Here is an 18,567-nt window from a genome sequence, read left to right on the forward strand (position 1 = left end):
GAAGGCCCCGGGATTTGTTCCCGGGGCCTTCTGCTTAAAATAAACTTACACTTGCCGATACTGGGCCTTTCCTGACTCATAAAGGTTATTGCCATGCTTATCAATGACCACCATCACCGGGAAATCCTTGACCTCCAACCTGCGGATGGCTTCCGGTCCCAGTTCCGGATAAGCGATAACTTCTGCCGAAACAATCCGCTTCGCCAACAGCGCTCCGGAACCCCCGATGGCTCCGAAATAAACCGCGCCATGCTTCTTCATGGCACCAATCACTTCCTCAGAGCGCAATCCTTTGCCAATCATGCCGGTCAGTCCCCGTTCAATCAACATCGGAGAATAAGCATCCATCCGGCCACTGGTGGTGGGACCCGCTGAGCCGATAACCTGTCCCGGTTTAGGCGGGGTGGGACCCACAAAATAGATCACCTGATTGCGTACATCAAAGGGAAGCTCTTCCCCCCGGAATAAGGCCTCCACCATCTTTTTATGGGCGGCGTCACGGCCGGTATAGATCACGCCGCTAAGCAGCAGACTATCCCCCGCTTTGAGATCAGCCACTTTGTCCTGGGTCAGGGGAAGTTCCAAATGAAGTGTTTCACTCATTTTCATTCCTCCCCTTCTTGTCTGCCCTTTAAGACAACTTCTTGATGGCGGGCTGCATGACATTGGATATTTACCGCAACGGGCAGGGAGGCAATATGGGTGGGGTAAACTTCCAAATGAACTCCAAGAGCAGTATTCGTACCCCCAAACCCTTGAGGGCCGATTCCCAGCTTGTTCACCCTTTTCAGTATCTCTTGCTCGATATCCGCCAGACGTTTTTCTGCATTGGGTTCCCCCACTTTACGCAGGAGGGACTTTTTCGCCAGATAAGTGGCTTTCTCCATGCTTCCACCTACACCTACGCCTACGATAATGGGAGGGCAGGGATTTCCTCCGGCCTTCTCCACCGTATCCACCACAAATTGTACAGCCCCCTCCAAACCTTCCGAAGGCTTACACATTTTCAGAGCACCCATGTTCTCACTGCCTGCTCCTTTGGGGGCAACGGTAATCTTCAATTGATCTCCGGGCACGATGTCATAATGAATAATCGCCGGTGTGTTGTCCCCGGTATTCACCCGGTCAAAGGGATCCTTCACCATCGATTTGCGCAGGTATCCCTTTTCATACCCGCGCCGAACGCCCTCATTCAAAGCATCCTTTAAAGCTCCGCCGGTGACCATAACCTCCTGCCCCAACTCCACAAAGATCACCGTCATGCCCGTATCCTGGCACATGGGAACCTGCTCCTCATGAGCAATGGTGGCGTTTTCGATTAACCTCTCAAATACTTCACAGCCCAAGGGAGATTCTTCAGTTTGCAAAGCCTCCCTGAACTTCAGCATCATATCGTCGCCAAGATCATAATTGGCTCCGATACAAAGCTCTTCCACTGCCTCAACAATCTGATCCACATGGATAACCTTTGGCACTTCTTGAGCAACCTCCTTTCACAACTCCTCTTACTCCCCTTACTTCTCTTACCCCTCTAATCCTCTTCTTCCCCGAGCTCCTCAAACCCATAGATCGCACATCCAATCGCTCCATTGAACTGGGGCTCCCGAGGAACGACGACTTCCTTAGCAGTCCCCTCCCGCAAAAGCTCCCGGACGGCTTTATTATGAGCCACTCCTCCGGTAAACACGATGATATCACTGGTATAGGAACGAAGAAGTGGGAGGATACGTTTAACGATGGTCGCATTAACTCCCGCCGCCAGGCGGGGCATAGGCTCTCCCTCCACAATCTTGCCGATTAATTCACTTTCTCCGAAGACTGCACAGGTAGAATTCAATTCCACCGGATCGGCGGCATGATCGCCCAGCTCCTCAAGAGTCATGCCCAGGACATTGGCCATGTTCTCGAGATATCTCCCTGAGGATGCCGCACATTTATCATTCGTCTGAAAATCCACCATCCGGCCGTTTTTTACAGCGATGATCTTACTATCCTGGCCGCCCAGATCCACCAAAGTAAAATCCTTCAGCCCTGTCTGAAAGATCGCCCCTCTGACATGAGCCTTCAATTCCGGTATGGTCTCTCCGCCGGCCACCTCCAGGGTATTGCGCCCGTAACCTGTTGAAACCAAACAATCCACCTCAGGAAGGCCCAAGGCTTTAAAATCAACGACCAGCTTCCCCTGAACCTTGCGGCCATATTCCCGATAAAAGCCAATGGTATCCAGCCGTTCCAAGCGCTTAAGCTGCGGCGGCAGCCCTTCTGATGAACTTTCCATCACCGCAATCTTAACACTCCGGCTTCCCAGATCTATTCCACATACTATTGCCATTCACTTACTCCTAAATTATATAACAGTTTTTACCATCAAAGAAGAATCAATCGCGGAGCATCTGTAAAAAGGATTCCAGCCTCATTTTGCTCCGGGCATCCAAACCCGTAGGATTCTCACCTTCAAGATTGAGAATCGGATAATCCAGGCGTCTGCGGACAATCAAGTCTTCAATCTGGCGATAGCAGAAGCTCTGAGTATAATGGATCAGTCCATCCAGTTGCCGCCGTTCTGCCTCCCGCGCCACATCCTCAATCCGTCCAAAGACATTATACGGATAAGTATAAAGCTGATATTGCTCCACGATATCCTCGGTGGCAAAAGGCATGCTGAATTGCCTTTGCACTTCATTAAAGACCACCCGTGCCCCATGCTCCTCCAGGAAATTATAAAGATCCGGCATAATCGGCGGCACTCCCATGAACCCAAGCCGGAGTTCTCTTTTTTTACGACCTTTAAATTTAAGGTTAAGAGGCTCCCGTTCTTTGGCCTCGGCAATGAAGCCTTCCAGATCCCGGGCAAATCCCTCCGGATCTCCATTGAAATCTGAACAGGAAACCAGGTAGAGATGATTTTCAAAGCCTCTGACCTTATTCTCTTCCCAAGTCAAGCAATCGATCTCCCAGGCCAGCTGACGAATCTGATCCAAACGGACCTTTTGCTCCCGCACCTGATCCCAGGTGGTCCCCAGAGCCGTGATCAGCTTCTCCAATTGGAGTCTGAGCATATCTCCATCCCGATCATAAGGAAAGGCAAAAGGAACAATTTCGATTCCCTCTTCCTCCCAAGTCTCCATCAAGGCATGGGTGTTGCTGCAATCCCCCTGGGTTACCGCCACGATTTTCTTAATTTCCGGACTCTTAAGAGCCGTCGCATACAAGCCCTTAATCCAGCCGCACACATTCCGCGGGTACCCGGCCAGCTCCGCCTCCTCAATCCTCAGCATCGCTTCCCTGGTATCCGAGATAAAAATATTATTCAAATCCACCGGTGTATCTCCGGCTGCATAAATCACTTCGACCGGTACCGTCGTAGTCAACCCAATTTTGCTCATTCGCTTCCAAGCCTCTCCACATAACTTCTGTCATCATGCCCTATGTTATTATCTTATAACTATCCGGAAGAAATACCAAGGACTTTGTATAACCCTAAGATTTATAACCTTAAGATTTACAGCCTGATGATTTCAACCCGGTTTTATAGCGCAAAAGCTCCAACGTCCGATTCATCTCATTATGCACAATCATATACCCTTCATCCACACCCATTCCCGGCTTGGCCAGCATTTGGTCAGGACGGGTCGCCAACGCTACATGGACGGCAGTCCGGCCGCCGGCATCCGTCTCATTGCAGGAACCGCCCACATAAGCACCTACCCCAAACTTCCTGGCGTAAAGCACTGCTTCGATGGTATTCTGAATCCCACCCAGATCCGGAGTTTTAATCTGAACCATATCCGCCGCTTGGGCATCTACGAATTCCACAATATCCTCATAGGTATTGCACCATTCATCAGCAACCACCTCAACCTTTACACCCGCCTCTTTAAGGGCTTCACGCAACCCCTTAAGCCGCTTCAGCTGTTCTGCTTTGTTTCCCGCATCCATCGGGCCTTCAATGCGCAAAGGAAAGGGTTCCGCCGCTTTTTCCAGATCCCCGAAGTACTCCACCATGCGCTCCACATCATCTGCAAAAGCCATCCCGATGGTCCCATAGACATCAATATGCAGAATAGGTCGGTAAGCTCCATCCCCCAGGCGAATCACCCGATCCCTCAGCCAATTCACATACTCCAGCAGCAGTTCGCCATGCTTGCCCAGCTTAGTCTCCACATTGTTGATGAGAGCATGGGGCAGCACTCCGGCCCGTTTGAGTATGGCCTTATCCACATTGGCATACCGCTCATCCCCGGTCTGTGTGAATATGGGCACCGGCTCCAGCACCAAAGGCAGCTGATACTCCCCGAGGATCACTTCCGTCATGGTCAGCTTTTTGGCTTTTGCCACCCCATCCAGAATCGCCTGGCTCACCCCATAGCGAATGGCTGTATGATAGGATTCCCCAGTGGGCCGCCGGGAATGCTCGATACTGTCTGCCAGCTTCCGGAAAGAATCCAGTTCCTGCCCCACAAGCTTGGGACGGAGCTCTTCCATAATCATCGGGATAAAATCATGAGCCAAAAAAAGAGGATCACGCCCCCCAGCCCCTGAGTACTGAACCGCTGCACAATCCCCAAAGGCCACCTGCCCATCCTCCAGGATGAGCATCACCGAAATCGACTCCCCACGTTGACGAACAGCACCAAACCCAGAGGTCATGGGAGCCCCCGTATAGGCAAACCCATCCTGACCCGCCCCTGCTTTGATCGCCTGCTGATCATCAAAGTAAAACCCTGTTAAGCCCGGTGAAGCGATCATATCAACAATCTTCACAGATAAGACCTCCTCTGTCTGATTAGCTGCGTGGCCTCCCCACCAGCATCCCTTTGCCAATGGCATAGATATCATCGATAACCATCTGGAAGGAGGGCTCCCTGCCTTCATCCCTTCCCCGCCGGGCAATCCGCTCCCGGTGGAATTCCTTGATCTCCTCAGAGAAAGGCAGATTCCCAAAATCCAGCACCCGCACAGCTCCCTGGGAATCCCGTGCCGGCAGAATCCTCCCCCCATTATAACGGCTGGGGGCAAAAGGCACATCGATAACCCCCGCCTGGAAGGCACGGACTGCTCCCACAGCCATATCCCCTTCTCCTAAATCAAGGGTTCGATCCAGGATCGCCCGGGTCTCTTCCCCGATCATCTTTTCCTCTAAGGCCAACTCCTCAGTCATCGGCAAGCTCTGGTCCTTCAGCATGTTCAGAATCTGCTTCGTCGTGCGGATCCCCGCTGCATTAGCCTCCTTGGTGGGGATGCCCAAGGCTTCATGAGGCGATTTGACAATAACCTTCGTGGCTTTTCCTAAGGCCGCAGCTGCGGCTCCCCAGGAGATGACACCGTAAGCCTTGGCCTCATCCTGAGGGAAACCGCCCATCCACTGATGAAAGACCGTAGTAATATCAAAATCAGTATAGCCCAGCTTGTTGAGATATTCAGCAGCCAATAAGGGCAAAGTCCGGATTGCCGCCACATCCTGCAGGAGATTGCCGCACTGGCCGTAGCCCAAGGTCAGACTCCGCACTCCCTGGGCAACCGCTAAGATACCTTCGATCACTGCTACTGCATGGGATACAGAAGGGGGCACAAGAGTGCCGGTCAAAGGACCAAAAGGCTCCCGATTAATGCTGACACCTTTTTCTTCATACATGCCGACCAAGCGATCGACATACTGCCAATATTTAATCGATTTCTCGAGCGAAACTTCTTTAGCATAAGGAATATTGTAGGAGATACCTCCCCCTTCATAAGCGGTGAACCCTCCCGCCAAAGTGATCTCAGCCAAAAGCCGGGCATCCGGAGTGCCATGCCGAACCTGAACCGGCACCTTGAGATGTTCAATCAACTGGCGGCAGGCAGATACCCCATGATTAACTGCCGGGAAACCATTGAGCATGGAACGTCCCACCAGGCGGCTCTCATCAATTCCGGTCTGAGCCTCCGCATAACGGTTTTGCCGGGTATAGGAATCGATGGTGGTCGGGAGAAAATCCGCCTCTCCTTCCTCCTCTAAAAAGCGCAGGAGCTCCAAATGCTCATTGAGAAGAGCGACTCCGGCCCGGGGCTGAGCAAAGGTGATTCCCCCGGCTTTACCCTCTGCCAGCTTATAGCCAAAGTTCTTGCTTCTGGGCAGGTTTTTATGATAAGCCACTGCTTCCTCGAAATCCACGTCCCTCCCAGTGGCCCATTGGTTCAGCACCTCTTGACGCTGGCGAGCGAACTCTTCCGGCTCCATCATCCGATTCGTTAGATCCACTGATCTGACCTCCTTAGATCTTTACACAGTATTTCTTCAGCAAACGCAGGGCAACAAGGGGATTAACCTCCCGCAACAGTCCCATGGAGGCCAAAATATAGTCTTGATCCAAATAGAAATCCGGGTTTTGAGGCTTAAGAAAAGTAGGTTCTGCGGCATTGAAAAGGGCGCCGCGCAAAACTGCCAAGGGTTCTGAATGATGCAAAAGGACTCCGCCGGTTCCCACTACCACCGGTAATTGAGTTAAGTCCTTGCCTTGCTGGGCATAGGTGACACCAAAAGGAGTATAGACTACCTCAAGGGTTCCTACATGGCGCTTCATAGAGAGCTCTACAGCCATCCTGCCCATAGCCGTATCAAAAGTGGCTTCCCGTTCATTCTGGGGAACCCGCCAGGGATCGGCCTGAAAAAGGCCCAACTGCTCCTCTATCTCCTCGTCCCGCCAGCCCAAAAGCTGATGCAAGCGTTTTCCTGAGGCAGCGACCAGAGCTTCCGCGCTATAGCGCATCCCCAGATCTCCTTCCACCGTGCGCTTGGCATAGGGCTCCGGCAGCCCCTTCAGCATCACTCCCGGCTTGCTGGGATCCCCGACGGCAATGGAATGAATATCCGTCGTGGCCCCTCCCACGTCAATAATTAAAAGCTCACCCAAGCCTTTTTCATCACCATAGCCCTGAGACAATAGCTCTGCAGCAGAAAGGACAGCCGCCGGAGTGGGCATCATCACCCGTTCAATAAAGATCTCCGCCTTATCCAGCCCCTTGGCCTGGACAATCTGCTCCAGAAAAATTCCCCGGATAGCACCCCGTGCCGACTCCACTTCCAGCACATTAAGCTCCGGCATGACATTTCCCGCCACCACGACCGGATCGTGTTTACAACGCACTATCTCCGCCGCCCGGGAAGAAACAACCTTATTTCCCGCCACCACCACAGGCAGCGAGAAGGGCAGCTCCAGGATCTTTTCCGCGTTCTTTAAGAGAATCTCTTTATTGCCGCCATCCGTGCCTCCCGCTAAGAGAAGAATATCCGGTTGAGCCTGGGCTATTCTTTCAATATCATCAGAAGTCAATTCATAGCTGAAAACTTCCAACACCCGGGCGCCTGCTCCCAGGGCCGCCCGGCGGGCGGCTTCAGCAGTCAATTCCTTGACAAGTCCGCTGGCCATCATCCTCAATCCCCCTGCAGCACTGCTGCAGGCCAGCTTCCGGACAAAATTCCAGCCCCCCGGGGGTTCGGGAATCTGAGCCAAGGCATGGCTAAGTCCTTCCATAATATTGCTTGCAATGGTTGTCCCAGCGGCCGCCGTCCCGATAATCTCTTCCCGCTCCAGGTCCACGATGGTTACTTTGGTGTAGGTGCTGCCAAAATCGATGAGAAGGATTTCCTGCACCCTTCATCCCCCCTATAGCTCCAAATCCTTGCGCAGATCTTCAATGGCCACCTCAGGCATGGTTCCGGGGGGATATACCCGATTGAACCCCATCGCTAAAAAGCGCTTTTCAACCTCACTGAATTCCTGCTTCCCTACGACGAGATTCCCTCCCACATAGAGCAGAATATCTCCGATCCCTGACTCCTGGCACTTTTCCCGGAGTCCCCGACAATCCAGCTCTCCGTGTCCATAAAGGGAGGACACCATAATCACCGAGGCAGCCGTCTCAATAGCCGCCCGGATAAACTCTTCCTGGGATGCCAGAACCCCTATATTGATCACCTTAAAACCTGCCTGAGTGAACGCATAATCCAGGATGCGATTCCCCACAGCATGAACATCCGCTCCAATAACCCCCAGCACCAAGGTTTTCCGTTCCACTTACCATCCCTCCTCCGGATAGCTCATCGGTCTATCGATTCCAGTTCACCTGGTTTACATCGTGAATCTGACCAGGAAGTAAAGTATTCCCTACCCGCTCAAACAGTACCGGGTCCCCGCTGACAAAAAAACGGTGATGGCCGGGGGCCTTATGGGTCTCTCGTCCACTTTCCCGGTTACACTCCAACTGTTTAAGAACTTCCTTCAACTCCTCCGTCATAGCCTGAGCCGGATCCACTAAAATTATTTCTTCCCCGAGGATTTCCTGGATAACGGGTGCCAGGAAAGGGTAATGGGTACAACCGAGAATCAACGCATCAACCTGTGCCTCCTGAATAGGGGCCAGATAAGTACGGGCGATCCCTCTGGCCTCCGGTGAATGGAAAAGCCCCGCTTCCACCAAGGGGACGAAAAGAGGGCAAGCCTGGGCCTTCACCAATTCAATGGCATGCCCGCCCTGTCGCTTGCTTAATATCCGCCTCACCGCGGAGGAATAGGCTTTGCTGCGCACCGTGGCTTCTGTGGCAATCAGCCCGATGTTCCCTGTCGCCGTTGCTTGAATCGCCGCCTTCGCCCCTGGTTCAATCGTTCCAATCAAAGGTAAATTGAATTGTTCCCTCAACACCGGCACCGCATTGGCCGAACTGGTATTGCAGGCCACCACAATAGCCTCTGCTCCCTGCTCAATTAAAAACGAGATAATTTCTTCTCCGAAATGAATCAGTTCTTCCCTGCTCCGATTTCCATAAGGTACACGAGCCGTATCTCCAAAGTAAATGATCTGAACATCCGGAAGCTGGGTCACTATCTCCTTCATGACCGTCAAACCGCCTACTCCCGAATCAAACATCCCAATCACATGCTGAGCCAATTTAATTCCTCCCCTTGGTCCCGCTTCAATTATCAACTTAACTTCCATATATATGCTACTCTCTTTTCATCCAAAAAACCACAGAATCAAGAAAACTTTAGCCAAACAAAAAACGAGGAATAGCTCCTCGCTTTCACTTCATTTATGCAATTAACTTGACGAATTCTTCGACTAAGTCGGGATGGAATTGCTTGCCGCCCTCATGCTGCAAAATCCTTTTGGCCTGTTCCTCCGACATGGCACTGCGATAAGGACGATCCGATGTCATAGCATCATAAGCATCGGCGATGGAAACAATTTGAGCCAGAAAAGGGATCTGCCTGCCGCTTATGCCCGCCGGATATCCGCAGCCATCAAACCGTTCATGATGATTGAGGATAATTTCAGCCACACGCAGCCAGTCAAGATTCCTTCCGGCATTATCTAAGATCATCTCAGCACCCCAAAGAGGATGGCATTGGATCACCTTAAATTCCTCCTGGGTTAAGGAAGCCGGCTTCCCAAGAATTTCATCGGGAACTTTAATCTTACCTAAATCATGAAGGGGGGCAGCAATACTTAATACTGCTAATTCATCGGCGGCCAGAGCGATGTTTTTACCAAGAAATATTGCATACTCAGCAGATTTACTGCAATGGCTGCAGGTTAAAGGATCCTTCTTCTCAATCCATTCAATATACTTGATGATGTCCCAGCTCGTCATGCTGATTTCCTCCGTATGTCCCATGATGCTTTTAAGTGAATGGGTTGGTTTCATCCAAAGCTACATGAGTCGGAGTATTCGACACCTCGTCATAAAAAACCTTTATGAGGGACTTAAAATTAACTTTTTCTTTATATTTCGAATGGCTTCCAGCTCTACGGGATAGGTCTTATCCGTTCTCTCCACCCGGTCAATCAAGTGTTTAAGGCTTTCGAGGATGAGCCGGTGCTCATCAGCTGTATAGCCCGCTAAGACTTCTTCCAGGAAACGATAGCGCTCGTTCATAATCACTTCAGCCATCTTTTTCCCTTTAGTAAGCAAATGCATCCTGACAATGCGGCGATCCTTAGAATCACGAATCCTTTCTACCAAGCCATCCCGTTCCAAACGATCGGCCAAATCCGTGGCGGTACTGCAGGCAGTAAACAAATGCTTCCCCAAATCTCCCATGGTCAATGGCCCAAACTCATAAAGAGCCAGCAACGTATTGAATTGAGGATTTGAAATGCCCATCTCCGCCAGCAGGGCTTGCCCCCTGCGATAGATGACGGTATTCGAACGGCGTATGGCCTCCTCAAGTTCTCTACTTAACTCCTCATTAACTTCCATTCCTCTACCCCCTCTAAGTAGAAAATTTTTATAATTTTCAATCTTTTTATTTTTTCTATTCTAGCATAAATTGGAGAAAAAAAACATGCTTAAAAATCTTTTTTATGAAATTTTGCACTTTTACCAACTTAAAAAATCAATGGCCTACATAGAATCATCCAGGCCAATGAAAGCCTGGATGATTAAAATATTTTCACTTAGCTCTATCCAAAATGGAGAATTTATATTATAATATTTTTCAAACTTAATGATGAGCTTTTTCTTTTTATCCTTACAATGAAACAAGGTTTCACGTATTGAAACATTCACAAGTCACTAGCTGGCCGATAGCTGAGAAGAGAAAATATTGAGCCCACTGGGAGAGTCCATTGTATTGGTATTGGTATTCGTATTGGAGGGGAGTGCAGGAGATACTATGCTGTTGCCGCCTCCCGAGAGGGTTCCTCCGCCTTTGACCAACCCTTCCCGATAGGATAATCGGGTCACATCAAGGCTGCCCAATTGGGTCAAAGGTTTGCCTTCTACCCTAAAGGTGACCTCCCGAACGGTGGGAAATTGAGTGAGAGTATTCACTAGGCCATACACTGCAACTTCCTGGTTGACGTTGCCATGCATTTGAGTGAATTCCCGACTCAGATCAACAATAGCCACTTCATCTTTTATTGCAATATCCAGCAGGGTTGTGGCGGGATCCACTGCCGCCTGGGCCTCCCCCTGAACTGCAGGCCCCATTAGCCATTGAGTTACCGTCTCGCGGGCCAGACTTAAGGTTTTCGGGATATTCCGTTCCTCTTTGATAAGCTGCTTGCCCGTTGAATCAGGAAAATAAAGGCCGATCATTTTACCATCCCCAAGATTGCTGGTGGCCGGGACATTCACTTCTTCATTGGCACTGCCTATCCAATCTGCAAAAGAAGAAGGTTCACTGTCTTCTTTCACCAGAGTTTGCAGTGTTCCACACCCTACAAGAAAGGTCGCTATTAAAAGCACTCCTAAGTAAAATAAGTATTTTTTCATGCTTTTTCCTCCTATCCAACTTCATGGATCTCTGTCGCACCGGATATCGGCTTCTTCTATTTAATGCTATGCTTTGTCCGGAGAAATAGTACAGGTCCTCCAGGAAATCCTCATTTTAATTTTTTCACATTGAAAAGAAGGAATCTTAGAATATTATCAGAATAGTATGAAAAAAGAATCAGTTTTTCAGTCCACCGCAGAAAGGAGTGGGACTCTTGAAGTTACGTGCATTACTTGTCGACGATGAATCCCCCGCCCGCAAAGAGCTCCGCTATTTACTCCAAGACTATACGGATCTTCAGGTTATCGGAGAAGCTGCCAACGCCATCGAGGCCTTAGAACTGATCAATAACCTGGAGTATTCGGTAGTTTTTCTGGATATTGATATGCCTGGACTTAAAGGAATCGACCTTGCTCGACAACTCAAAGAGAAAGAGAGTTCCCCAGCCATCATCTTTATCACAGCCCATGAAGAATTTGCCGTAGATGCCTTCTGTGTAAACGCCCTGGACTATCTATTAAAGCCCATTAACCCCAAACGCCTTGATCAAGCCATCAAAAAACTTTTCATTCAACATGGAGCCGGCAACCCGGCTGCCTCACCCTCTTTATCCGAACCTGACGAACCCGCCACCGACACCCCCCTCCCCAAACAACCTCCGGAGAATAACACCATCCGCCCTCTGGAAGTCATCCCGGTAGAGCAACGGGGCAAAACCATTCTTCTCCGCCCTGAAGAAATTGTTTATATCTATACGGATAAAGACAATGTCTTTGCCAAAACTCAAAAAGAATCTTACCTCACCCGCTTTACCCTGAGAGAATTAGAAGCCCGCCTGAATCCGAATCTCTTTTTCCGCACCCACCGCTGTTACCTGGTCAATATTAAACGCATGCGCGAGCTCATCCCCTATTTCAACGGCACCTATTCCATCGTAGTGGATGACCATGAGCGCAGCGAAGTCCCTGTCAGCCGTACCCAATCCCGCAAACTCAAAGAAATTCTCGGTCTTTAGCAAATTATCGGATCTGTCCTTCTGATTCTTTCCTGCCAGAAAGAGGGCTAACTACGCAGATAAGCGTAAGTTAGCCCTCTTTCAGCACTTATAACTTGAACAGTTGAACAAGTTTCTCCACGATCCAAAATCTTACCTTAGGCTTCTCATAGGGTATCCCAGGTTTCCCATCCACAGGCTGGGCTGTCGAATGGCCAATATCCACAAAGCATAGAGGTGGGAAAAGCACACACCACCAATTGGAGCCTTTTCCTTCACCGATGACAACTCGTACTGCCTCATACTCCCCTGCCGGGAGAATCAAAGAACCATAAGACTTCGTCGGAAAGATAAATTTGCCATATTCGGTTTTAACCGGATAATCTTTGCTCCAAGTCTCAATAACTTTCCGGCTGATTTCCTCCATAACCGGACGCAATTCTGTCAAGATCCGGCGGGACTGTTCCAAGGACTGGGATTGGGCCAGCTGTGGGGATATCTCCTCAAGAATGGCATCCCGTACAGCCCGCTTAAGAGCCTGATCTTCCTCGGCATCCGAATTGGCTATGACATGAAAACGAATAAGGTCTTCTCCACTCTCCGCCATCTGCGCAACCTCCAGCAGATCCTTTGCTTGCTCGACAGAGCGTGCATAGGCAAAAGAAGCATGAAAAACCTCCACCTGAAAAAGCACCGCCAGAAAAATAATAAGTATTATCTCTATCCTTTTAACATAATCAGCATGTTTAAACTCTTGCACGCCCAGAACCCTCTCTCTCCTTGCCACAAATCCTTCTAATTTCATTATGTCCAAGGTGAGTATGGGTTTAGACATAGTTTAATCCTTTTTTTCATAAAGTAGACTTAGGTTCTTACTTTTTGAGGAGGAATAGCTCATGCAGGATTGGCTCCCTATCCTCTGGGTCAGTACCATTGCCGGGCTTGCCACAACCCTGGGCAGCCTCTTGGTGTTAATGTTCGGCCGCCCTAAAGAGCAGGTATTGGCGATGCTGCTTGCCGGGGCCGGAGGTGTGATGCTTGCTGTCGTTTCCCTGGACCTGCTCCCTACAGCCTGGCAGATCGGCCCCCTAAGCCAGGTCATCCTTGGCTTTATCATCGGTTTAGCCTTTATGAAACTGGCTGATCAAAAGCTTAATGCCTCTCCCCCTTCCCTGCCCCTCCCGCGGCGCCAACGGCTGAAACGCATCGGGCTCTTAGTGGCTGCAGGAATCGCCCTTCATGATCTCCCTGAGGGCATGGCCATCGCCCTTGGGCAAGAGGCCACAGGGGATTTAGGGTTTCTTATCGCTATGGCCATTACCTTACATAATCTGCCGGAGGGCATGGCTACCACAGCTCCTCTAAAAATGGCTGAAATAAAAAGCTGGAAAATACTCCTTTTGAATTTTGGGATTGCCTTTTTTACCCCTTTGGGAGCCCTGATCGGTTTATTGGCTATCGACAGTGTGCAAAATTCCCTCTCCTTTTTTCTGGCGCTGGCCGGAGGTGCTATGGCCTTCCTGGTTTTTGCGGAGCTCTGGCCCCTTTCCCGTGAACGCCATCCCCGCTACGCCCTCTTAGGAGGAGTCCTGGGATATCTCTTCTTTGCCGGAATAAGCTTTCTCCACTAAAAAAGCTTCCCTTAGTTCCAGACTGACGGAAGCTTTTCTTTGCCGGACCATTTCACCTGTTCCCTTGATTCACCTAATCGAGTACTCGTGAGGCATATTCCCCCATAACCTTATAGCCTTCTTTGGACGGGTAATTGGCCTCCTTGGATAATAACCCCTCCAAGTATACATTGTCGGTATCCATGAGCACGGTCGCAAAATCTAAAACGAGGATATTCTTTTCTTTAGCATAGCTTGATTCCCATTCTCTGAATTCCTTAATGGTGTTTTGAACCCCTGTATAAGGTAAGGGCAAGGCGAGAATCGGAATAATATGATTGCTCTCAGCCTTTTCCACCATAGCCTTTATATGCTGTTGGAAGGTCTCAAGCGGTACCTCTTTAATGGCATCGCCGTTCCCCACAAAAATGATCACCCGGCCCGGCTTTTCAGCGAGCACATCCGCCTCAAAACGGGAGTAAAGGTCCTGGGCAGTCTGACTTTTCAGCCCTTTGTTCACCACTTCAATCTGGGAGGTCTGCCCCAAAACCGCCGGCCAGGAATTTTCCGTATTGCCAGGGTAACCAAAGGTAAAGGAATCTCCTATGGTCACGATCTTTGTATTCTCCAAAACGGGTGCCGGTTCTTCCTGCCCGGGAGGAGCGGCAGCCTGCCCCTGGTCTTTATTGTCCCATAATCCAAAAAAGCCGGCAATCACTACAAGCACACTTAAAAACACCGAAAGTTGAATTAAACGAATTTCAATCCGATACGTCCGCATACTGTGTGGTCATCCCCTTTTGCAATGTTTCAATAAGCCAGTATTCTACGTATCTCTTCCCAATCCCTCCCTCGCCGAGAATTTCTCTCATATAATTACTACCCATGAGGGCAAAATGAGAGTATAGGGATTGCCAATTTTTCAGCCAGCAGATTAAGCTCCTGCAACAGCCCCTCAGCAACCGGTATTCCGTCTTGTTTGCGTTGATCGGCGTTGGCCTGCCGCCTTTCACCCGGAATCCGAATTTCCGTAATCCCTTCAGCCTTCGGTATTTCCTTAACTTCCCGGATCATATCACCCATCCTTTGGCTGAATTCTTCAACCGGCATCAGTTTGGCAATATCTATGGCCAAAAAGCTATGACCGATATTCACGGGTTCTCTGCCTTCATCATAAATCCAGCCCACATGGGAGCCGTAAGCAGAACCGCTGATAATGCCCGCCATCACCTCGGCTGCCAAAGCCAAGGTATAGCCTTTCGCTCCGCCGATGGGCAAAACCGCACCCTCCAGTGCGGCTTTGGCATTTGTCGTCGCTTTCCCGTCTTTGTCGATCGCCCAGCCCTCCGGAATCTCCTCACCATTTTTAGCCGCTAAAATAATATTGCCGCGAGCCACCGTAGATGAAGACATATCAACGACAACCGGATACTCGGCATGAGGAAATCCATATGAGATTGGATTGGTGCCAAAATAGGGAGCCCTCCCTCCCCAAGGCGGAATACCGCTGGGTGAGTTGGTATAGGCTTGCCCGATCATTTGTTGCGCGGCAGCTAATTTGCAGTAGGTAGAAGCCGCTCCAAAATGATTGCTGTTCTTCACCGTCACAAAACCTATACCATAGATTTTTGCCAGGTCGATAGCACTATTCATAGCTCGATAGGCAACTAATTGACCGAGTCCGTTATCACCGTCCACACAGGCCACGGCAGCATCGATGGTTTCCTGGATCTTGGGCTTTGGGTTGATGCGCCCCTTTAACAGACACTTCAGATAAACCGGTAAGCGGCTAATTCCATGGGTATCAATACCCTCCAGACTCGTATCCACCAATATGGATGAAACAATTTCGGCATCAGTTGCCGGCACGCCACTTGCTTCTAAAAGTCTTTGACAAAAATCATTTACTACCTGACCAGAGAACATCTGACTCATTCCCGCAACCTCCTCCTTAGCCATCATCCCGCCCTTGTATTATTTCCCAATATCCTCTTTCACTTGGGCACTGGAGCGAATATCTTCTTTCACAGCTTCAATATGCTTGATCATTTCCTGAAACGCCAAATCCGGATCACGCTGTTTGATCGCCTCATAAATCGCTTCATGCTCCAGCACGGATAAATATTGACGTCCGGGAATCTTAAAGCTGCTGTCTCTGATTTCTCCCGTCAAATCCAGGATGTTGATCATCAGACGCTTAAGGACTTTATTACCCGATGCCTCAGCAATCTTAAGATGGAATTCCGCGTCAAGCAAAGCAAGTTTACCGCCACTTGCAGAGCCCAGCTCTTTTCCCCTCTTGACGATTTTTCCAAGCTCTGCGATATCCTTGTCATCAGCATTCTGAGCACACCATAATGCCGCATACCCTTCTAATATTACTCGAACCTGAAAAATCTCATCAAAAGTACCCTGGGTTATCTGGAGCAGTGCCGCTAACCGTGATACATCTTCGACTTGTTCATCCACCTCATTGACATAAGCCCCCAGGCCATGGCGAATCGTAACCATGCCCAGTCCTGCCAAAGTCTTCAAGGCATCACGGACCACTGTTCTGCTTACTGAAAATACATTGCACATTTCCCGTTCAGCAGGCAGTTTATCCCCTGGCTTAAGTTCACCGTTACTGATACTCTGGACAACTTGTTTCACGATTTCCTCGGACAGATTACCATGTGTTTTAACTGGTTCAAACACTACTATACCACCCTTACAATACTCTCTGGTAATATATAATACCACTTCCCATGGTAAAAGGGCAATAAACGATTTACTTTTAAGTTTATTGACCCTTGCATTTCCATCTTTAAAAAAATTATACACTATAGTTAATCCGGGGTGATAATTAACGATTAAGGAGGGTTAATAAGCTATAGCTATCAATCAACGAAGCTCTATATTTTGAACTTCTCCACCATAGTATTCAGGTTCATGGCATGTTCAGCCTGGCTATGGGCGGCTCTGGCCACCTGCTCCATCACCCCGGCCATCCGGCTCATATTGTGGGCGATTTCCTGGGAACTGCCGGTGCTTTCCTGGACGGAAGCGGAAACGGTTTGGATGGCGTTGCTCATTTGCTCGATGGCGGCCAGCATTTGTTCTGATGTGGCGGCGAAGTCTTCCACCAGGGTTCCTACCCGATGGGCATCCCGGGCATATTGTCCTTCTGCTTCTACGAGCACCTCATAATCGGGAATGACTTTTTCCTCCATAAAGCTTAATACGTCGGAGGAATTGCGGGAGAGCTGGCTAAAGGCTTCAGTGACTTTGCTGATCACGGCATGGATTCCCGCCACGGTCTGGGCCGATTGTTCAGCCAGCTTCCGCACTTCTTCGGCGACTACGGCAAAGCCCCGCCCCTGCTCTCCGGCCCGGGCTGCTTCGATGGCGGCGTTCAAGGCCAGGAGATTGGTCTGCCCGGCGATACCGTCGATGGTTTCGGCCATGATCCTGATTTCCTGAACCACTTCACCGTTTTTGATGGCGGCTAGGATCTCTGCTTGTTTCTGCTGATACATGCTCAGGGTCGCTCCCCGTGATGCTTCAGCATTGGCACGCATCTGCTGGGCCTTCTTCTCGATGTCCTGGACGATTCGGCTGCCCTCAGCGGCTTTCCCGGCCAGCCGGCCGGCCCCGTTGCTGATCTCCTCCCCCGAGGCCAGCATTTCTTGGGCAGAGGCTGCCGTCTCCTCCATCCCTGCCGCAATCTGCTCCGCTCCGGCGTTGATGTTTTGTCCCTGGGCGTTCAGCTCCTCAGCCGACACCGATAGTTCCGCTCCCACTGTCTTGAGATCTTCGGCAGCCGCCATCACCTGTTCCAGAAGGCGGCTCATATTGCTGTCGATCTCATCATAGGCCTGGGCTAATTGACCGATTTCGTCCTTCCTGCCCAGGAAAGCTCTTTGCTGATCTGTGGAAAAATCCCCTTGGGCAAATAATTCAGCCTGTTCAACGGCGGCCAGAATCGGGCGGCTGAGCATTCTCCCCAGAAGCAGACTGAATAACAATGCCAAAACAAAACCGCAGGCGGTCAGAATCATAATGACCATGCCGGCCTTGGCAAAGTCCTGTTCCGAAGCGCGCTGAAGCTCCTCATTATAGGCCAGGGAACACTCAATCATCTGATCGATGATTCCTTCGACTTTAGCCTGCTGCAGGCCGGCTTGCTGATTGAAGTCACCGGCTAAGGCATAACTTTTTAATTCAACGGCGGTCAGCGCCTTTTCCCGCAAGTCGCGGTAAACCGCCTCCTCACGTTTGAATTCCGCTAACAGTTCTTTTTCTTCGTCAGTTAAATTAAGCGTTTGAAACTGCTGGAGCAATATGTCGTTATGTTCATTATCCTCGATAGACCGGGCAATCGCCCGGCGGGAATCGCCAATCAGTGCAGAGTCTTCTGCAACCTGGCTTTCCCAGACCACGCCGGCCAACTCCGCAGCTCCTTTGACAAAGCTCTTATTCAAGTCTTCTAAAATGAGAATGGGCTGGATGCCATCCATGGTGATTTTTTTAATATTATTGTTGACTTTGCCCAGGTTAAGCAGCCCGGTGATGCCAACAGTCAGGATTAATAGGGCCATTAGTAAAAAGCAGATCAAGAGTTTTCTACTTGTTTTTAAATTAATAAACCATCCCATTTCTACTAATCCCACTTTCTTTTCTAAATTGCAGTAGCATTAAAGCATTTTTATGGTTTAGTTCCCAA

At 49.9% G+C, this 18,567-nt stretch carries 19 protein-coding genes; 2 read left to right on the top strand and 17 right to left on the bottom strand.

What is annotated here, in order from left to right:
* Window positions 1-45: 45 nt before the first annotated feature.
* The 12 genes from BUA14_RS25575 to BUA14_RS25630 form a co-directional block, all read right to left on the bottom strand.
* Window positions 46-603 (bottom strand): Fe-S-containing hydro-lyase, encoded by a 558-nt coding sequence (locus BUA14_RS25575; RefSeq protein WP_072775171.1) that lies wholly within the window; start codon window positions 601-603, stop codon window positions 46-48.
* A 2-nt stretch (window positions 604-605) separates the two neighbouring features.
* Window positions 606-1,475 (bottom strand): fumarate hydratase, encoded by an 870-nt coding sequence (locus BUA14_RS25580; protein WP_072775172.1) that lies wholly within the window; start codon window positions 1,473-1,475, stop codon window positions 606-608.
* Window positions 1,476-1,531: 56 nt separating this feature from the next.
* Window positions 1,532-2,332, bottom strand: a complete 801-nt coding sequence (locus tag BUA14_RS25585) for an acyl-CoA dehydratase activase (protein WP_072775173.1) — start codon at window positions 2,330-2,332, stop codon at window positions 1,532-1,534.
* Window positions 2,333-2,378: 46 nt separating this feature from the next.
* Complete coding sequence (locus tag BUA14_RS25590; RefSeq protein WP_072775174.1) at window positions 2,379-3,386, bottom strand: 2-hydroxyacyl-CoA dehydratase family protein; 1,008 nt, start codon at window positions 3,384-3,386, stop codon at window positions 2,379-2,381.
* A gap of 109 nt (window positions 3,387-3,495) precedes the next feature.
* Entirely contained in the window at window positions 3,496-4,764 is a 1,269-nt protein-coding gene (locus tag BUA14_RS25595; RefSeq protein ID WP_072775175.1) for a methylaspartate ammonia-lyase, read from the bottom strand.
* Window positions 4,765-4,786: 22 nt separating this feature from the next.
* On the bottom strand, window positions 4,787-6,241 hold the full coding sequence (locus tag BUA14_RS25600; RefSeq protein ID WP_072775176.1) for a methylaspartate mutase subunit E: 1,455 nt from the start codon (window positions 6,239-6,241) through the stop codon (window positions 4,787-4,789).
* 13 nt (window positions 6,242-6,254) lie between these two features.
* Window positions 6,255-7,634 (bottom strand): methylaspartate mutase accessory protein GlmL, encoded by a 1,380-nt coding sequence (glmL, locus tag BUA14_RS25605; protein WP_072775177.1) that lies wholly within the window; start codon window positions 7,632-7,634, stop codon window positions 6,255-6,257.
* A gap of 12 nt (window positions 7,635-7,646) precedes the next feature.
* Entirely contained in the window at window positions 7,647-8,057 is a 411-nt protein-coding gene (glmS, locus tag BUA14_RS25610; RefSeq protein WP_072775178.1) for a methylaspartate mutase subunit S, read from the bottom strand.
* A 31-nt stretch (window positions 8,058-8,088) separates the two neighbouring features.
* On the bottom strand, window positions 8,089-8,976 hold the full coding sequence (murI, locus tag BUA14_RS25615) for a glutamate racemase (protein ID WP_072775179.1): 888 nt from the start codon (window positions 8,974-8,976) through the stop codon (window positions 8,089-8,091).
* 94 nt (window positions 8,977-9,070) lie between these two features.
* Window positions 9,071-9,631: an HD-GYP domain-containing protein gene (locus BUA14_RS25620; protein WP_072775180.1), complete on the bottom strand. Its 561-nt coding sequence runs from the start codon at window positions 9,629-9,631 to the stop codon at window positions 9,071-9,073.
* Window positions 9,632-9,733: 102 nt separating this feature from the next.
* Complete coding sequence (locus tag BUA14_RS25625) at window positions 9,734-10,240, bottom strand: MarR family winged helix-turn-helix transcriptional regulator (RefSeq protein ID WP_072775181.1); 507 nt, start codon at window positions 10,238-10,240, stop codon at window positions 9,734-9,736.
* 315 nt (window positions 10,241-10,555) lie between these two features.
* Window positions 10,556-11,257: a GerMN domain-containing protein gene (locus tag BUA14_RS25630; RefSeq protein ID WP_072775182.1), complete on the bottom strand. Its 702-nt coding sequence runs from the start codon at window positions 11,255-11,257 to the stop codon at window positions 10,556-10,558.
* Between the two features lie 215 nt (window positions 11,258-11,472).
* Between BUA14_RS25630 and BUA14_RS25635 the strand changes: the two genes are divergently transcribed.
* Window positions 11,473-12,273 (top strand): LytR/AlgR family response regulator transcription factor, encoded by an 801-nt coding sequence (locus tag BUA14_RS25635; protein WP_072775183.1) that lies wholly within the window; start codon window positions 11,473-11,475, stop codon window positions 12,271-12,273.
* An 88-nt stretch (window positions 12,274-12,361) separates the two neighbouring features.
* Here the strand turns inward: BUA14_RS25635 and spoIIR are convergent, their stop codons facing one another.
* Window positions 12,362-13,012 carry a stage II sporulation protein R gene (gene spoIIR / locus BUA14_RS25640; RefSeq protein ID WP_178371817.1) on the bottom strand — a complete coding sequence of 217 codons (651 nt, stop codon included), beginning with the start codon at window positions 13,010-13,012 and terminating at the stop codon, window positions 12,362-12,364.
* Window positions 13,013-13,148: 136 nt separating this feature from the next.
* Between spoIIR and BUA14_RS25645 the strand changes: the two genes are divergently transcribed.
* Window positions 13,149-13,883 carry a ZIP family metal transporter gene (locus BUA14_RS25645; RefSeq protein WP_072775184.1) on the top strand — a complete coding sequence of 245 codons (735 nt, stop codon included), beginning with the start codon at window positions 13,149-13,151 and terminating at the stop codon, window positions 13,881-13,883.
* A 73-nt stretch (window positions 13,884-13,956) separates the two neighbouring features.
* On the opposite strand, the gene BUA14_RS25650 is transcribed toward BUA14_RS25645, so the two are convergent.
* The 4 genes from BUA14_RS25650 to BUA14_RS25665 all read right to left on the bottom strand — a co-directional run bounded on the left by BUA14_RS25650 (window position 13,957) and on the right by BUA14_RS25665 (window position 18,499).
* On the bottom strand, window positions 13,957-14,643 hold the full coding sequence (locus BUA14_RS25650) for an SGNH/GDSL hydrolase family protein (RefSeq protein WP_072775185.1): 687 nt from the start codon (window positions 14,641-14,643) through the stop codon (window positions 13,957-13,959).
* A 98-nt stretch (window positions 14,644-14,741) separates the two neighbouring features.
* On the bottom strand, window positions 14,742-15,797 hold the full coding sequence (locus tag BUA14_RS25655) for an Ldh family oxidoreductase (RefSeq protein WP_072775186.1): 1,056 nt from the start codon (window positions 15,795-15,797) through the stop codon (window positions 14,742-14,744).
* 39 nt (window positions 15,798-15,836) lie between these two features.
* Window positions 15,837-16,559, bottom strand: a complete 723-nt coding sequence (locus tag BUA14_RS25660; protein WP_072775187.1) for a FadR/GntR family transcriptional regulator — start codon at window positions 16,557-16,559, stop codon at window positions 15,837-15,839.
* A 197-nt stretch (window positions 16,560-16,756) separates the two neighbouring features.
* Window positions 16,757-18,499, bottom strand: coding sequence for a methyl-accepting chemotaxis protein (locus BUA14_RS25665; protein ID WP_072775188.1), 1,743 nt, complete (start codon window positions 18,497-18,499; stop codon window positions 16,757-16,759).
* Window positions 18,500-18,567 lie beyond the last annotated feature (68 nt).

The organism is Desulfitobacterium chlororespirans DSM 11544 (assembly GCF_900143285.1).
In the GTDB taxonomy this organism is placed as follows: domain Bacteria; phylum Bacillota; class Desulfitobacteriia; order Desulfitobacteriales; family Desulfitobacteriaceae; genus Desulfitobacterium; species Desulfitobacterium chlororespirans.

Bases quoted from the DNA above. Each gene is read 5' to 3' on its own strand.
- BUA14_RS25575 (WP_072775171.1), bottom strand. From the start codon at position 603: ATGAGTGAAACACTTCATTTGGAACTTCCCCTGACCCAGGACAAAGTG.
- BUA14_RS25585 (WP_072775173.1), bottom strand. From the start codon at position 2,332: ATGGCAATAGTATGTGGAATAGATCTGGGAAGCCGGAGTGTTAAGATT.
- BUA14_RS25590 (WP_072775174.1), bottom strand. From the start codon at position 3,386: ATGAGCAAAATTGGGTTGACTACGACGGTACCGGTCGAAGTGATTTAT.
- murI (WP_072775179.1), bottom strand. From the start codon at position 8,976: ATGGAAGTTAAGTTGATAATTGAAGCGGGACCAAGGGGAGGAATTAAA.
- BUA14_RS25620 (WP_072775180.1), bottom strand. From the start codon at position 9,631: ATGACGAGCTGGGACATCATCAAGTATATTGAATGGATTGAGAAGAAG.
- BUA14_RS25625 (WP_072775181.1), bottom strand. From the start codon at position 10,240: ATGGAAGTTAATGAGGAGTTAAGTAGAGAACTTGAGGAGGCCATACGC.
- BUA14_RS25630 (WP_072775182.1), bottom strand. From the start codon at position 11,257: ATGAAAAAATACTTATTTTACTTAGGAGTGCTTTTAATAGCGACCTTT.
- BUA14_RS25645 (WP_072775184.1), top strand. From the start codon at position 13,149: ATGCAGGATTGGCTCCCTATCCTCTGGGTCAGTACCATTGCCGGGCTT.
- BUA14_RS25650 (WP_072775185.1), bottom strand. From the start codon at position 14,643: ATGCGGACGTATCGGATTGAAATTCGTTTAATTCAACTTTCGGTGTTT.
- BUA14_RS25655 (WP_072775186.1), bottom strand. From the start codon at position 15,797: ATGAGTCAGATGTTCTCTGGTCAGGTAGTAAATGATTTTTGTCAAAGA.
- BUA14_RS25665 (WP_072775188.1), bottom strand. From the start codon at position 18,499: ATGGGATGGTTTATTAATTTAAAAACAAGTAGAAAACTCTTGATCTGC.